Consider the following 17509-nt stretch of genomic DNA (forward strand, 5'->3'; position numbering starts at 1 on the left):
TTTTTATTTTTTAATTGAATATTATTTAAATTAAGCTGTTACCGGTCTTTTTGCGGGAGCATCATCTCTGTCGAATACTCTGTTGATAACCGCATTTTGATTTTTCTCAAACATTTTATGACTTCCCGGAGCCGGAGCACCGCTTGGAACCGGAGAAATAACCTGAATTCCTGTATCTCTGAAGTTTCTTAAAATGTAAGACCAAGCTCCCATGTTTTCTGGTTCTTCCTGAGCCCAAACAATTTCTTTTTTGTTTTCGTATTTGCTGAAGATCTGTTCAATGGTATCGGTTTGTAAAGGATACAACTGCTCGAATCTTACCAATGCAATATTTTCAGCATTAAGTTCTTCTTTTTTAGCCAATAATTCAAAGTAAAGTTTACCTGAACACAGTACTAATTTTTCTACTTTTTTAGGATCAGCTGTTGGATCGTCCAAGATAGGCTGGAATGATCCATTAGCGAAATCTTCTAGTGGAGAAACAACTTTCGGATGTCTTAATAAAGATTTAGGACTCATCACGATTAATGGTTTTCTGAAGCCCCATTTCAACTGTCTTCTTAACAGGTGGAAATAGTTGGCTGGAGAAGTGATATTGGCTACCACCAGATTTTCATTGGCACAAAGTGTCAGGAATCTTTCTAGTCTTGCTGATGAGTGTTCTGCACCCTGTCCTTCTGAACCGTGCGGCAATAACATTACCAATCCGTTCTGGATTTTCCATTTTTCTTCTGCTGCTGCCAGGTATTGGTCAACAATAATTTGAGCACCATTCACGAAGTCTCCAAACTGAGCTTCCCAAATGGTCAAAGTATTAGGAGAAGCCATCGCATAGCCATAGTCGAAACCTAGTACACCATATTCTGAAAGGTGAGAGTTGAAGATATCAAATCTGCTTTCTGAAACATGTTTTAACGGTACGTATTCTTCTTCTGTATCTTCTGTTTTTACAACTGCATGTCTGTGAGAGAACGTTCCTCTTTCCACATCTTCACCGGAAATTCTTACGTTATGACCTTCAACAAGCAATGTAGCATATGCTAACCACTCACCTAGCGCCCAGTCTAATGAATTTCCTTCAATAGCTTTGATACGGTTTTCGAAAAGTCTGGTAATTTTATTGATGAATTTTTTATCTGCCGGAAGGGTTGACATCGTTAATGCCAGTTCTTTCAGCTTTGCAATATCATATTTAGTGTCTACCGGAATCTGAACTGCTCCTCTTTTCGCAATCGGATAAGGAACCCAGTCTTCCGACATAAACAGATCCATTGTATTTCTTTCGATTTCTTTAGACGCATCAAAGTCTTTATCTAAAAGTGCTTTGAAGTCTTCTTCCATCTTTTTAAGAATATCATTGGAAACAACACTTCCTTTGATTAATTTCTCTTTATAAATCTCTCTTGGATTAGGATGCTTAGAAATTAATTTATACAAATTAGGCTGCGTGAATCTTGGCTCATCCCCTTCATTGTGTCCATATTTTCTATATCCTAATAAATCAATGTATACGTCTTTTCCGAATTTAGCTCTGAAATCAGCTGCAAAATGAATGGCATGTACCACTGCTTCTGCATCGTCAGCATTCACGTGCATTACCGGAGATTCAGTTACTTTTGCAATATCTGTACAATAAGTAGATGATCTTGCATCAGCATAGTTGGTCGTAAATGAAACCTGGTTATTGACTACAATATGAACTGTTCCTCCTGTTTTATAGCCTTCAAGATTCATCATCTGAGCTACTTCGTACACAATACCCTGTCCTGCAACAGCACCGTCTCCGTGGATGATGATCGGTAATATTTTAGAGAAATCTCCTTTGTATTTATCATCTACTTCAGCACGGCAAATACCTTCTACCAAAGCAGCAACTGTTTCTAAGTGTGATGGGTTTGGAGTCAGATTAATTGAAACCTCTTCACCTGAAGCGGTTTTAATTCTTTTAGAAGATCCCAAGTGATATTTCACGTCACCAGAAAATACATCTTCTTCAAATTCTTTTCCTTCAAATTCTGAGAAAATTTGTTTGTATGACTTACCAAAGATGTTTGAAAGAACATTCAATCTTCCTCTGTGAGCCATTCCTAATACCACTTCATCTACTCCCAGCTGAGAAGATCTTGAAATCAACTGATCCAAAGCAGGAATCAATGTTTCTCCTCCTTCTAATGAGAATCTTTTTTGTCCAACAAATTTTGTGTGAAGATAATTTTCAAAAGCTACCGCCTGATTTAATTTTAATAAAATTTCAGTTTTTTCATTCGCTGAAAGGTTCGGGTGGTTTTCATTCACCTGAAGCCATTTTTTAATAAAATCTTTTTCTTCAACATTGTTGATGTATGTATATTCTACTCCGATAGAATCACAGTAAATATTTTCCAAATGTTTGATCAATTCCTGTAGTGTCGCAGGCTCTTTCATACCTGTTTCAACAGCACAGTTGAATTTTGTGTTTAAATCTTCCTTGCTAAGACCGAAGTTTTCGATGTCCAAAGTAGGCATGTAATGTCTTCTTTCTCTTACAGGATTGGTTTTTGTAAACAAGTGTCCTCTTGTTCTGTACGCTTCAATAAGATTTACTACTTTAAACTCTTTTTTGATATGCTCAGGGACTTCTCCATTTGATACCGCCTGAGATATTTGCTGTACTGCCGGGGCAGCATTGGCTGAAGCCTGAATATATTGGATGTTTTCGTCATCTCCGTAGTTCTCCAAAGCAAAATCGAAGCCTTGAAAGAAGGCTTTCCATGATGGTTCTAAAGAATCCGGGAATTTTAAGTATTGTTGGTATAAATCCTCAATTAATTGAGAATGAGCTGCGTTTAGGAATGAAAATCTGTCCATTATTACAGTTTATCTATTATTAAAATTTATTTGTATAATTAATCCTCAAATTTAATAAAAAAAACCGACTTGGAACAGCCTGAAAACTATAAAAAAACCATAAAAAAAATAATTTTCAATATTTTACTTAAATACTGATAATGAGAGTTTCATATTTACCTCCTGCCCTTCCACCGGACGCTCGATAAAAGTCTGTCTGATATCACCAAAACGCATCTCATCTTTTTTTGCTTTCTGGATCAGCTGCAGGATTGCTTTTACTCTTCCTTCATAGGTTCCTCTGTAGTACATCACATAATTCTGGGAAGCATTCACGGATCTGAAATTAAAGTTGTTGTCTGAAACCCCTATTTTTTTGGAAAGCGGAATTCCCAGGAAGTAAGAAACTTCTTTGTCTTTGTAGTTATCTGCATCTGTGATAAGTATCGGATATCCGAATTCATCATCTTTCTTTCCTAGATCCATCGTCACAAAGTTATAGACTTTGTTATAGTTCATGGCGATATTCCTGTAGAGTGCGTCTTTTTTGTTGGAAGTACTTACATTGATCCCGAGCAGCATTTTACTTTCTTCATTTTCCACCATCAGACTGTCATACTTGATGGCGGCCATCTGGTTGTCTTTTTCCACTTTGTTGCCTAAGACATTTTTAAGGTTCACCATACTTTTGGTAATATTTTCAGCAAACCGGTCTTCCGTCCAGAAATTTTCAACTCTTCTTAGCACTGAAAGTTTCGGGGTGTGGACGTACCAGGTAATTTTTGTTTTTTCAGCAGATACTGCTTTAAATTTAACATCTACCAGCGTAGGATTTTCATTTCTGTCCTCGAAAAGCTGGTATTTTAATGTTTTATTTGGATTTTCATACCGGATGAACATTTCTCCATCGGTATCATTTTTAGGATCTACGTAACTGATTGAGCTTCCCTGCCCTTCATAAGGTGTATAATAATCGATATCAATAGACTGGGAACTTTTAAAAAAGTTGTTCCACCGTGTAAAATTCTGCAGATTATTGAATTGCGGAAATACTTTATCCACGGGATAATCAATCTCTTTTTCAATCTGAAAATTTTTACTGTCGTCCACAAAATAGTACATGGAAGCGGCATAAGCCCCCACCATAATAACGATAATTACACTTATTATTTTAAAAAAACGCATCGCACAAAAGTAATACAAATAAAAAAAGTGACCAATATGTTGATCACTCTAGTTGTATGTTTAACAATAATTAACCAATATGGGTTCCTGAAGGAAGAATAGCTCCTTTTTTCACCACGACAATACCGTCCTGTACTGAATGGGTTCCATAGTCTCCGTCCGGAATATGTTTTCCGCCAATAATCCTTACATTGTCTCCGATGTAACAGTTTTTATCTAAAATGGCTTTTTCGATGTAACAGTATTTGCCGATTCCCATGTTAGGAAGGCCATTGCTGTCATTGGATACAATTTCTGTAGTATTTTGGTAGAAATCCGCACCCATGACGTAAGAATTCACAATGGTGCTTCCTTTATCGATTCGGGTTCTGTTTCCAATCACAGAATTTTCAATTTTATCAGCCATAATGATGCATCCGTCTCCGAACACCGCTTTGCTTACATAAGATCCGTTAATCTTTGACGGTGGAAGCATCCTTGCTCTTGTATAAATCGGTGAGGATGAGAAAAGGTTGAATTGGGGAAGATCCTGGCATAAGTCCAGATTGGCTTCATAAAAAGATTCAATCGTTCCGATATCCGTCCAATATCCTTCATACTGATAGCTCAGCGTAGTATATTTTCCTATTGAATTTGGAATAATATCTTTTCCGAAATCGTCTCCTGCGCCTTCATCAAACATCTTTTTAAGAATGGTTTTCGTGAAAATATAGATTCCCATCGATGCCAGATATTCTTTTCCTTTCTGTTTATTCTCTTCTGAAACTTCAGATTGTAAACCATCCAGAACATCATAGCCCGGTTTTTCTACAAAGGAAGTAATGTTTCCTTCATCATCAGACTTCAGGATTCCAAATCCTGTTGCATCTTTTGCATTAACGGGAATCGTTGCGATGGTAACGTCACCGCCGTTTTCAATATGGAAATCCAGCATGGCTCTGAAATCCATCTGATACAGCTGATCCCCCGAAAGAATTAAGATATAATCATAATCGTATTTTTCAAGATGTTTCATAGACTGGCGTACGGCATCTGCCGTTCCCTGATACCAGCTTTCGTTCTCTACATTCTGCTCGGCCGCTAAAATATCAACAAAACCTTTGCTGAAAATATCGAAGTGATAAGAATTCTTGATGTGAGAATTTAAAGAAGCTGAATTAAACTGCGTAAGTACCAGAATTTTATTCAATCCTGAATTTAAACAATTAGAAATAGGAATGTCTACCAACCTGTATTTTCCTGCAATTGGAACTGCCGGTTTAGACCTTGAATACGTTAAAGGGAACAATCTTGTCCCTCTGCCTCCTCCCAAAACAATGGAAATTACATTGCGTTTCATAAATATGTTGCGTTTTATTTTATTAAAATTACCGTTCTATTTTTAGTATTCACTTTCATTCTAAAACATTCTTTAATCTCGCCCTCCATTTTACCCTGTATTTCTTTAATTATTATATTCTCTTTCTTAATAGGAAATACATAACCATAATGAATCAGGATAAAAATAATATCCTCAACATTCTAGTTTTTATATAAAGCTATATATTTTTCTGCAGATTTCTCCCATGCAAAATCAAAATTCATGTTGGCATGAATTAAATCTTCCATGACTCCTTTTTGATTGTAGATAGCAACTGCCCTGTTCATGGCATGAAGGATATCATCTACTCCTGAATAAGTAAAATTCAGTCCGGCGCCTCCGGTGGAAATATCTTCCACAGTATCTCTTAAACCGCCTGTATATCGCACTACAGGAACCGTGCCATAACGCATCGAGTACATCTGATTTAACCCGCAGGGCTCCACTCTTGACGGCATCAACAGGAAGTCTGCCGAGGCATAAATCTTATGGGAAAGATGTTCTTTGTATCCCAGATCTAAAGCGAAATTTGTGTAGGTATATTCATACTCTTTCAGCTTGTTTTCAATATAGGTATTTCCTGATCCCAGAATCATAATATTCAGAGCGCCATAGCTTTGCTTAATACTTCGCCAAACCACATCCGGAAGGAGATCTGCTCCTTTTTCCATAGCAAATCTTCCGATGAAAGCAAACAAAGGAAGCTCCGGCTTTAGACCGTATTCTTTACATAATTTGTCTTTATTTTTCTTTTTTTGAGCGACTGCATTTTTTACAGAAAAATTAAAATCAAGCATTGGATCGGTCTCCGGATTCCAGACTTCTGTATCAATTCCATTGATAATTCCGTATGCTTTTCCAAATTCATCGCGAACAAGACTTTCCAATCCTCTGAAGCTTACAAAAAGTTCTTCCAGATATCCCTCGGAAACAGTTGTGAAAGCATTGGCACACTTGATCATGCTTGCCAACGGGTTGATGTATCCTTTCCAGTCCAGAAGTCCCCATTTATAAGAATCAAAAGCAGGCATATAATTGGACATTTCCCAGCTCATCATTCCCTGATATTCGCCATTATGAATCGTTCCAATGGTTTTTACATCTTTTAAAAATGCAAATTCAGGACAATATTTAATCATAAAAGGGACCAGTCCTGTATGATAATCATGACAATGAAGAACGTCGGGTTTTATCTTCATCGCGCTTAGCCAATGTAAAACACCGTGCTGAAATGCCAAAAACTGAAAGCTTTCATCCTGATAACCGTATGGATTATCGCGGTCTAAAAGTCCCGGAATTTTAACCATATATAATTCAAATCCTAAAGCATCTGTTTTCTCCTTCATTACCTGAACCTGAAGCATATTCGGGCCCTGATGAATGAAGCCGTCAAAAACAACATCAAACTCATGATCATAGATAAAGGATTTGTTGTACCAAGGCATCACAACCTTAGCATCTATTCCTTTTATTTTATTCTGATATTTCGGCAATGCTCCTACAACATCTGCCAATCCTCCTACTTTGGCTACAGGATAACATTCTGTGCTAAGGTGATAAATTGTCATTTTTATTTTTAAAATTTAATGATTAAAAAATTCCCTTTAAAAAATTGTCTTGATATTGGACTCCAATTCAAACAGATACTGTGTTTTATCATCAAAAAAATACTCTTTGACCATAATAGTGAAATCTTCTGATTGAAAGGTTATTAATCCATATTTTTCAAGATGGTCAACATCAAAAGCTGATGATTCATCGAATGCAAAAGTTTCCACTTTCCATGATAAAAATCCTTCTTCTGAATCATGATCTTTATGTACCTCTCCTCTGTTTTGCAATTGTTCATTTGGGTAAAATCTGAACATAAGAGAATCCTGGGTTATCAGTTTTTTAATAAGACTGCGTGTGTCGGCTTCACTTACCATGCAAATCATTTCACACACCTTATCATGTGAAAAAACGATTTTATGTTTTTCCACTTTAAAATCATAAAAATACAGTTCATCATTTAATTTTGCATCCGACAAGGGAGGAACAATTCCTGCCCCGGCAAAATCCTGTAACGTTTCTTCATCAAAATCGGTTCTGATAATATACTCTTTAAGATCTTTATATTCTTTTCCTAAAACGTCTAAAACCTGAATCATTTTTTATGTTGTTTTATTCTTTGTAATTTATAACTTTTATCTTTCTTCTGACGTAAAATAACGCCCGCAAGAGGCGGCAGTTTTATACTGATTGATTTCGGATGATTCATCCATTCTTCCTGCTGTTCTTTAAAAATATCCGGTTCTACAGCACTCCCACCGTATTTTCCATCATCAGAATTAAAGACAACTTCCCAATGGGTTCCTGCATTTACTCCAATTTTATAGTCCAGCACAATGGGTTTTAAATTCAGAATCACCATAAAGACATCGTCTTTTTTCTTACCTTTTCTTGCATATATATAGACGGAATTATCCAGATCATCTGCTTCGATCCATTCAAAACCGTTTTTATCAAACTGATTTTCATAAAAAACAGATTCATTCCTATACAGATGATTCAGATCTTTCACAAGGGTCTGTAATCCTTTATGAACGGGATATTGCAGCAGGTGCCAGTCCAGGCTTTGGGTGAAATTCCATTCGCTGGTCTGTCCAAATTCATCCCCCATAAAAAGCAGTTTTGCTCCCGGATGGGTGTACATATAGACATACAGTGCCCGAAGGTTTGCAAATTTCTGCCATTCGTCTCCGCTCATTTTATAAATAAGACTTGCTTTTCCGTGTACCACTTCGTCATGCGACAAAGGCATCATATAATTTTCATTATACATATACATGGAAGCAAATGTGAGTTTATGATGATGAAACTTCCTGGCATCAGGCGTTTCTTTAAAATAATCCAGCGTATCATGCATCCAGCCCATCATCCATTTCATTCCGAAACCCACTCCGCCGTCATGGACAGGCTTTGTCAACAACGGAAAATCTGAACTTTCTTCAGCTATGGTAATGATGCTTTCTCCAAATTCTTTATAGACCGCTGTATTAAACTCCTGAAGAAAAGCTTTGGCTTCAAGATTTACATTATCTCCATATATATTAGGTTCCCATTCTCCTTCGTTTCTGGAATAATCCAGATGCAGCATTGAAGTTACAGCATCTACACGCAGCCCATCTGCATGATAACGTTCAAGCCAGAACATGGCATTGGAAATCAGGAAAGATTTCACTTCATTTCTGCCGTAATTGAAAATATATGATTTCCAGTCCGGATGAAAGCCTTTTCTGGGATCTTCATGTTCGTATAAGTAAGAGCCATCAAAACGATGAAGCCCATTCGCATCTCCGGGAAAATGAGAAGGTACCCAATCCAGAATAACACCAATTCCGTTTTTATGGAGCTCATCGATCAAAAACATCAGATCCTGTGGTGAACCGAAACGTGATGTCGCGGCATAAAACCCTGTAATCTGATATCCCCAGCTCGGATCGTAGGGATATTCCATTATCGGCATAAACTCTACGTGCGTGAAGCCCATTTCTTTGATATAGGGAACAAGCTTTTCTGCAATATCTCTGTAATTCAAAAACCGTTTGGGATCATCACTTTCTCTCAGCCATGAGGCAAGATGGATTTCATATACAGATATGGGAGCTTTTAAGCTGTTGTTTTTCCATCGGCTCTCCATCCATTGTTCATCTCCCCATTCATACCAAGTGGTAGAAACAAGTGAAGCCGCCTGAAGGTTCTGTTCCCAGCTTAAAGCATACGGATCGCTTTTTTCCAAAATATCCCCGCGTTCAGTTTCCACAGCATATTTATATAACGTTCCCCAGGTAAGTCCCGCAATAAACCCTTCCCAAATTCCTGATCCGTCCCATCGGGGAAACAAGATATGATCTTTATCATTCCAATTATTAAAATTCCCGATTACTGAAACTTTTTTTGCATTCGGGGCCCAGACTGAAAAATACACCCCTTGAACTCCGTCCTTTTCTACAGAATGTGCACCAAACTTATCATAGAGTTTATAATGCTTACCTTCTTTAAAAAGATAAACATCATGATCAGTGAAAAGCGTGTATGTTTTAACAGAATTCATCAATAGTTTTTGTATTTAAATATTTTTTTGAAACTACGAAAAACATCAACAACTGAAGTTAATTATTAATGAAATAATTAGCATGTCAATCTCCTTCATGAGCCCATCTATCAAATATATAGTTTTTAGTGCATTATTTTTATAAATTTAACCACAATCTACATAAAAAGATTTTTTATACATTTAGCATTTAATTATTATATAAACACTCATGATGACGTTTGAACTTTACACTGAAGAAAGTGATGACAGGACAGTATATATCACCGGAAACTTCAATAACTGGAATCCGAGAGATCCCGGTTTTCAACTTAAAAAGCTAGATCCCAACTCCTATTCTATTGATATTGACAGCCAGCTTCTGCCTGACCATATTGAATATAAATTCACAAAAGGAGGTTGGGAAAATGTAGAACTCGATCAATACGGAAGCATTACTCCCAACCGAAAAGCAGAAAAAACAGAAGGCAAGGTGAAAAGTATTGTTGAAAAATGGAGACTCAACTGGGGACCTTTCAAAAAAGAATTTTTCCCAATCGCAGAAATTATTTCAGAAGAATTTTATATTCCCCAGCTTGACCGCTACCGTAAAGTCTGGGCATTATTGCCTTACGACTATTACGTTTCCAATAAAAACTATCCTGTACTTTACCTGCAGGATGCTCAAAACCTCTTTAATGAAGGAAGCGGGTACGGAAACTGGGAAATCGATAAAAAACTTTCTATTCTCGCTGAATATGGCCGTGGAGATGTTATCATTATCGCCATCGAACATGGAAGTGAGGAACGCATCAAGGAATACATTTTTGATAACGACAATATTGCCCACGGCTCCGAAGGTAAAAAATATATCCGTTTTATTACAGATACTCTGAAGCCTTTTGTGGACGAACATTACCGCACCAAAAAAGACAGGGAAAATACAGGCATCGGCGGAAGTTCCCTAGGTGCTTTGATCAGTATATACAGTGGTTTCCTGTATCCGGAAGTCTATTCTAAACTATTGATTTTTTCTCCTTCACTTTGGGTGGAACCTAATAATAATTTCCCAATGATGAGCTTAAGGGTTCCTTTCAAAACAAAGATTTACCTGTACGGAGGTGGCCAGGAAGGATCCAAAATGGTAAAAAGAATCTACGTTTTTGAAGAATATTTAAAGAGATGGGAAAAGAAAAATCTTTTTGACTTCGAATTCAAAACAAGCATCAATCCGGAAGGCACACACAGTGAATTTTACTGGTCGCAGGAATTCCCAAGAGCGATTGAATGGCTATTCTATGACAATACGGAAAACCCGGTAGAAGTAACTCCTCAACAAAAAAGTATTACCCAATAAGCATATGAAATTAATCAACAAAAAAAATAAAAGCTACGCTCAGATCTTTCAACTGTTTACAGAAGAAGAATGGAAAAAAACGAATCAGAATTTCAACAAAAATGTTTCTTCTTTTTTTACGGGAAAGAAAAATGAAGTTTTTGTTATCACGAATGAAGATACCATCACCTATTGTATTGGTCTGGGGAAATCCGGAATTCAGGATTTTGAAGTACAGCAGGTAGCCACTAAGTTTTCGCAGACTCAGAAAAAAAATCTATTGCCTGCTTCTACACTGTTGGAGGCTGACTTCCTGAATGAAAAACAATTCGAAGAGTTTGTGAAAGGACTGTTGATCGGAACCTACCATTATCCTTTTGACAAAAGTCATCCTTTCTGGAGTGTAGATTTTGAGATTCATACTGAAAATGTAACCCAGCAAAAACTGGATAATATCAGCCAAAAAGCTGAAGCGTTGAGTAACGGACAGATTGCCTGTCAGGACTGGCTGAATAAACCTGCCAATCTTAAAAAACCTGAGATTTTTAGTGCCTATCTTCAGGATTTAGCAAAAACCCATCAGTTAAACTACACATCTTTTGACAGAAAAAAATGTGAGGAACTCGGATTAGGCGCCTATCTTTCCGTTAATCAGGGAAGTGCTTATGATGCTGCTTTTACTATTTTAGAATACAAAACAACCGCTAACAATGCCAAAACAATTGGTTTAGTTGGAAAATGTGTCTTGTTTGATACAGGAGGAGTTTCTTTGAAAAACCCCGACAATATGCATTATATGAAATCGGATATGGGTGGTGCCACTGCTGTTTTAGGAGCATTAATTTACGCTTCTGAGATGAAACTGCCGGTCAATATCATCGCGATTTTACCGATTACCGACAATGCCATTTCTGAAAATGCTTTTCTTCCAAGTGATGTGATCACCGCTTACAACGGGAAAACGATCGAGGTCCTTAATACTGATGCGGAAGGAAGAATGATTTTGGCCGACGGGCTTTCTTATCTTGTCAAAAATTACCAAACTGATCTTCTTATTGACCTTGCTACTTTAACGGGAAGTTCGGTAAGAATGTTCGGCGATACGTGTGGAGCTTTGTTTTCAAATGATGAAGACCTTAAAAATCTTTTGGTGAAAACAGGAGATAAAACCAATCAGAGATTATGGAATCTGCCTTTATGGGATGTTTGGAAGGATGATATCCAGTCTGATGTTGCAGACCTTAAAAACATCTCAATGAAGCCGATTGGCGACTGTATCATCGCAGCAAAATTCCTGGAGCACTTCATTGAAGGACATCCAAAATGGGCGCATTTAGATATTGCAGGGGTAGCTTTCGGAAGTGTGGGATATGCTAAAGAAAAAGCTGCAACCGGCTTTGGAGTGCAATTGCTGGCCGATTTAATCGAAAATTATCATTAAAAATTAGTTTATTAAAAAAAATCTCTGTATACTTGATAGAGGAATTCTCAAAAGCACAATAATTGAAGGTTTTTAACATTAATTAATCAATAAAAAATCTCTTTTATTTTTGAATATTCATCAAAATTAAAAAAACATTATATGGAGGAGAAAACTATAGTATGTATTTCATGCTATTACAAAGGCTATGATTTCATGGATGAAATGAAAAAGCTGGGTAATAAAGTAATCTTAATAACATCAGAAAATCTTAAAGAAAAAAACTGGCCGTGGCATTCAATAGACGAAACATTTTATATGCCCGAAATAAAACCATCCGTATGGAATCTGGAACATCTTGTTCAGGGATTTTCTCATTTGATGACCACCAGAAAGGTTCATGCTGTAGTAGCTCTTGATGACTACGATGTAGAAAAAGCGGCACTGATCAGAGAAACATTCCGTATTCCGGGAATGGGCCAAACCACGCACCGGTATTTCAGAGATAAACTTGCTATGAGGCAGAAGGCGAAAGATTCAGGGATTAATGTCCCTGAATTCACTGCCGTTTTCAATAATGATGAGGTCAATGCATTCGCTGAAACGGTTCCCGCTCCATGGGTACTCAAGCCCCGTTCAGAAGCCTCTGCTTCCGGAATCAAAAAAATAACTTCCAAAGAACAGCTTTGGGAAGCCCTTGACACGCTTGGTGAAGAACGCCATCTTTTTTTACTTGAAAGCTTCAAACCGGGTGATGTATACCACGTAGACAGTTTGACATTTAATCAAAAAATTGTTTTCACTTCTGCCTCAAAATATCTTGCTCCTCCTATGGAAGTTTCTCATGAAGGCGGCGTATTCAGAACTAAGACATTGGGAGCAAGCTCCAAGGATTTTATTGATCTTGAAGAAATCAACGCTAGAGTACTTTCCAGTTTCGGACTCCTCAACGGTGCCACCCATACAGAATTTATCCGCAGTAAAGAAGACGGACAACTGTATTTTCTTGAAACCTCTTCCAGGGTTGGAGGTGCTCATATTCCTGATTTGGTTGAAGCATCAAGCAGCATCAATATCTGGAGAGAATGGGCGAAAATTGAGGACGCACTTCTAAAAGGTAAACAATATCAAATTTCAAAATCTACAGGATATTATTCGGGGTTAATTATCGCTTTGATTAAAGATAAAGAACCGGATTATAATGATTTTGAATGTGAGGAAGCGGTAAAATTCCTTCCGATAGATTACCATGTAGGAATTGTCTATAAATCAAACAATTCTGTGGCCGTACAGGAAAGACTGGACAGTGCAGCGGAAAAAATCCATGCAGAATTGCTAAACATTCTACCGCCCAAAGGCAAACCAACCTCATAGGTCCTTAATGAACCCATAATTTAATATTCAAAAACTTAAATAGTTTTATAAAATTATTACATTTAATTTATAAAATTTTTATCTTTTTTGGTATTAATTAAATAAATAGTAAAACTCAAACAAGAAAAAATGCCCCATATAGAACATACTGATTATTACTCAAATATACTAGGAATAAGCCTCAAAGTAGAGGTCACAGGCCATTACGGATATCCTATCATCATGTTTCCTACTTCCCAGGGACAATACACCCAAAATAATGATTTCCACCTGAACGGGAGTATCAATTGGTTTGTGGAACAGGGAAAAGTAAAGCTATACAATATTCAGACGATAGATGCCTGGAGTTTTTATGATGAGAGTATTTCTCCTCAGCAAAGAATAAAAAATTATGAATTATATGTACAATTCCTCATTAAAGAATTTGTACCCTATATTCAAAAACTCCATAATACACATCGTGTAGCTATTGCCGGAGCGAGTTTTGGAGGATACCATGCAGCCAATTTTGCGTTTAGGTTTCCGGACGTTGTTTCCCATCTATTCTGTCTTTCAGGAGCATTCAGCATCCGTAATTTTATGGACGGTTATTCTGATGATCTTGTGTATTTCAACTGCCCCAATGAATTTATAAAGAATGATGAGGCCTGGAAATATAAGCATATGCATATTGTATTGAGCACTTCCGATCAGGATATCTGCAGAGATAAAAATCTTGAAATGGCCGCCATTTTAACGTCAAAAGGAATCGATTTCTGGTATGATGAAAGAAAATGGATCAATCACGACTGGCCTTTATGGAGAATGGTTTTCCCCACCTTTATAGGAACCTTCTTCTCGTAAATTATCAACAATTAAATTATTAATATAAAAACAACAATTATGACAAAAAAAGTGGGAATTCTATTCGGTATGGAAGACACGTTTCCTTGGGCTTTTATTGACAAGGTAAACGAGCTGGGTGGCGGAGAAATCATTGCTGAACCGGTACATATCGACAAACTGGAACAAGGTGCAGACTATGGATATGCAGTGATTATCGACAGAATTTCGCAGGATGTTCCTTTTTACAGAGCATATCTTAAAAATGCGGCGCTTAACGGAACGTATGTAATCAATAATCCTTTTTGGTGGAGTGCAGATGAAAAATTCTTTAATAATGCATTGATGACGAAACTGGGAATACCGCTTCCTAAAACAGTTTTACTTCCATCTCATGAGAGACCGACAAATACTTCTGAAACTTCATTCAGGAACTTAAAATTTCCTCACGACTGGGAATATATTTTCGATTATGTAGGATTTCCTGCTTATATGAAACCTCATGACGGAGGCGGCTGGAGAAACGTGTACAGAGTAGAAAGCCCTGAGGATCTATGGAATAAACTAGGTGAAACAGAACAGCTGGTGATGATGGTTCAGGAGGAAATTATCTTTGATGATTATTACAGAGTGTACTGCCTGGGTAAGAAGTATGTTCATATTATGCCTTACGAGCCTAGAAATGAACCTCATTTAAGATATGCCACAACCCACCAGACGGAAGGCAAAGAACTGGAAAAACTTCTAAAAGTAATCCATGACTATACGATTAAAATGAATGAAGCTTTGGGATACGATTTTAATACGGTAGAATTTGCGATAAGAGATGGAATTCCTTACGCCATCGACTTCTGTAATCCTGCTCCTGATGCAGACAGAAATGCTGTAGGTGAAGAAAATTTTGCCTGGATTGTAGAACATTCTGCAAAGCTGGCTATAGAAAAAGCTAAAGAATATGTTCCCGGAAAACCGAATATTTCCTGGGGTACTTTTGTAAAAGACTCAGCAAAGTAACACATTGAAAGATAAAGATCAAAAACACGAAAAAAAATGCATCAATTTACTATAGGAATAGAGGAAGAATATCAAATTATTGATGTTGAGAGCAGAGACTTAATATCTCATGTTTCGAAAATTATTGAAGGTGGAAAAGCCGTTTTAAGTGAAAATTTAAAACATGAAATGCACGAATCCATGATAGAAATGGAAACGGGCATCTGTCAGAATATTCAGGAAGCCAGGGCTGAGCTTACGAATTTAAGAAGACACCTTATCAACACAGCCCATGGGCAAGGCCTACGCGTTTCAGGAGGTGGAACGCATCCGTTTTCAAACTGGGAACACAATACCATCACCGATGGTGAGCGTTACAACAAGATTGTAGATGATATGGGTGATGTAGCCCGCGGAAATCTTATTTTCGGATTACATGTTCATATTGGTATCCCCAACCGTGAAGAAGGCGTAAGGATTCAGAATGTCATGCGCTATTTTCTTCCTCATGTGTATGCCCTTTCTACGAATTCACCTTTCTGGATTGGCAGAAATACAGGTTTTAAATCGTACAGACAGGAAATTTTCGTAAAGTTTCCAAGAACGGGAATTCCGAGCTATTTTAATTCTTTAGCCGAATTTGACAGCTATGTTGAGCTTCTGGTAAAAACAGGAACAATCGATAATGCCAAAAAAATATGGTGGGATTTAAGAGTACATCCATTCTACCCTACTATTGAATTCAGAATCTGCGATATGCCGTTAAGAATTGATGAAACGGTTTGTATGGCTGCCATTATGCAAAGTTTAGTGGCAAAAATCTATAAGCTTCATCAGCAAAATCTAAGTTTCAGAAGCTATAGAAGACTGTTATTGAATGAAAACAAATGGAGAGCCTCTAAAAGCGGAATTGAAGCTCATCTGATAGACTTTGGTAAAGAAGAATCTGTGCCTTATCCGGACTTACTGAAAGAGCTTCTTGAATTTATTGATGATGTGGTAGACGATCTTGGATGCAGAGAAGAAGTGAATTATGCATGGACCATTTTAGAAAATGGAACAGGTGCCGACAGACAGCTTAAAATCTTCAAAGAAACAGGCGATCTGACTAAGGTTGTGGACTATATGATTTCAGAAACTGAGTATGGCATAACGCATGGTGAAACTGCTTCATAATATTTTTGATAACTTTGTAAAAAATATGAAGTAGTATGAAGGATATTCGAATTGCCTTATTGGATATGAACAACAACCATGTCAATCAGGGTTTTAGAAACATCAAAGAAATTTCCGAAGCGTTTAAAGAAATTTCCGAGGAACAGGTAAGCATTGATATATTTGATGTACGATATAAAAATGAGATCCCCAATGTGGAAGATTTTGATATTTTCATCTCATCAGGCGGCCCGGGAAACCCACACAGGGAAGGCCATGAATGGGAAGATAAATTTGCAGGCTTCCTGGATGAAGTGTACAGCCACAATCAATATAATGATGATAAAAAATATTTGTTTTTAATCTGTCATTCATTTCAACTGGCAAGTATTCATTGGGAATTGGGAAATATCTGTAAAAGAAAATCGTATTCTTTTGGCGTAATGCCGGTCCATAAAACGGAAGAAGGAAACCAGGAGTTTTTATTTAAAAATCTTCCGGATCCTTTTTATGCAGTGGATTCAAGAGCATTTCAATTTATTGAGCCTAATCAGGAACGATTTGAGGAATTGGGAATGAAGATTACAGCTATTGAAAAATTCCGTCCTCATATCAATTTGGAAAGAGCCGTAATGGCGATTCGTTTTTCCGATGAAATATTTGGAACTCAATTTCACCCTGAAGCAGATCCTCAAGGCATGATTGAGAATCTGAAAGATGAGAAAAACAGAGATGCCATGATCGAAAACTTTGGAATGGAAAAATATCTTGAAACCGTTGATAGAATGGATGATGAAGATAAAATAATCCTGACAAGAAGCCAGATTCTTCCAAGATTTTTGCAATCTGCAAAAAAAAAGATTCTGAAAGGAGCTGAAGCAATGGTTTAAAAACGAATGAACATTACAATAACAACCTAATGATACCTAATCGAGCAATTTTGCTCGATTTTTTTAAAATCAC

13 protein-coding genes are annotated in these 17509 nt (G+C 37.1%); 7 read left to right on the top strand and 6 right to left on the bottom strand.

Translation table 11 applies throughout. The features are described 5' to 3' along the window. Positions 1–30: 30 nt before the first annotated feature. The 6 genes from IW15_RS11785 to glgB form a co-directional block, all read right to left on the bottom strand. Positions 31–2847, bottom strand: a complete 2817-nt coding sequence (locus tag IW15_RS11785) for a 2-oxoglutarate dehydrogenase E1 component (protein WP_034711463.1) — start codon at positions 2845–2847, stop codon at positions 31–33. Between the two features lie 123 nt (positions 2848–2970). Then, entirely contained in the window at positions 2971–4011 is a 1041-nt protein-coding gene (locus IW15_RS11790; protein WP_034711464.1) for an SRPBCC family protein, read from the bottom strand. 70 nt (positions 4012–4081) lie between these two features. Then, on the bottom strand, positions 4082–5350 hold the full coding sequence (locus IW15_RS11795; protein WP_034711466.1) for a glucose-1-phosphate adenylyltransferase: 1269 nt from the start codon (positions 5348–5350) through the stop codon (positions 4082–4084). Between the two features lie 182 nt (positions 5351–5532). Continuing rightward, positions 5533–6939 carry a glycogen synthase gene (locus IW15_RS11800; RefSeq protein WP_034711467.1) on the bottom strand — a complete coding sequence of 469 codons (1407 nt, stop codon included), beginning with the start codon at positions 6937–6939 and terminating at the stop codon, positions 5533–5535. 36 nt (positions 6940–6975) lie between these two features. Next, entirely contained in the window at positions 6976–7521 is a 546-nt protein-coding gene (locus IW15_RS11805) for a hypothetical protein (protein ID WP_034711469.1), read from the bottom strand. Next, a complete protein-coding gene (gene glgB, locus IW15_RS11810; RefSeq protein WP_034711471.1) occupies positions 7518–9467 on the bottom strand; it encodes a 1,4-alpha-glucan branching protein GlgB in 1950 nt (649 codons plus the stop codon). Before glgB ends, IW15_RS11805 begins: the two co-directional genes overlap by 4 nt. A gap of 211 nt (positions 9468–9678) precedes the next feature. On the opposite strand from glgB, the gene IW15_RS11815 reads away from it, so the two are divergent. From IW15_RS11815 to IW15_RS11845, 7 genes are all read left to right on the top strand, one after another. Further along, positions 9679–10803, top strand: a complete 1125-nt coding sequence (locus IW15_RS11815; protein ID WP_228384356.1) for an alpha/beta hydrolase — start codon at positions 9679–9681, stop codon at positions 10801–10803. A gap of 4 nt (positions 10804–10807) precedes the next feature. Further along, on the top strand, positions 10808–12223 hold the full coding sequence (locus IW15_RS11820; protein WP_051881973.1) for a leucyl aminopeptidase family protein: 1416 nt from the start codon (positions 10808–10810) through the stop codon (positions 12221–12223). Between the two features lie 141 nt (positions 12224–12364). Further along, the gene (locus IW15_RS11825) at positions 12365–13576 is read left to right on the top strand and encodes an ATP-grasp domain-containing protein (RefSeq protein ID WP_034711473.1); all 1212 of its coding nucleotides are present in this window, start codon (positions 12365–12367) and stop codon (positions 13574–13576) included. Between the two features lie 129 nt (positions 13577–13705). Then, a complete protein-coding gene (locus IW15_RS11830) occupies positions 13706–14419 on the top strand; it encodes an alpha/beta hydrolase-fold protein (RefSeq protein WP_034711474.1) in 714 nt (237 codons plus the stop codon). 39 nt (positions 14420–14458) lie between these two features. Next, positions 14459–15412 (top strand): ATP-grasp domain-containing protein, encoded by a 954-nt coding sequence (locus tag IW15_RS11835; RefSeq protein WP_034711475.1) that lies wholly within the window; start codon positions 14459–14461, stop codon positions 15410–15412. Between the two features lie 36 nt (positions 15413–15448). Next, complete coding sequence (locus IW15_RS11840; protein ID WP_034711477.1) at positions 15449–16567, top strand: carboxylate-amine ligase; 1119 nt, start codon at positions 15449–15451, stop codon at positions 16565–16567. A 35-nt stretch (positions 16568–16602) separates the two neighbouring features. Further along, positions 16603–17436: a type 1 glutamine amidotransferase gene (locus IW15_RS11845; protein WP_034711478.1), complete on the top strand. Its 834-nt coding sequence runs from the start codon at positions 16603–16605 to the stop codon at positions 17434–17436. The last annotated feature ends 73 nt before the right edge of the window (positions 17437–17509 follow it).

The sequence above is a fragment of the Chryseobacterium soli genome, assembly GCF_000737705.1.
GTDB lineage: Bacteria > Bacteroidota > Bacteroidia > Flavobacteriales > Weeksellaceae > Chryseobacterium > Chryseobacterium soli.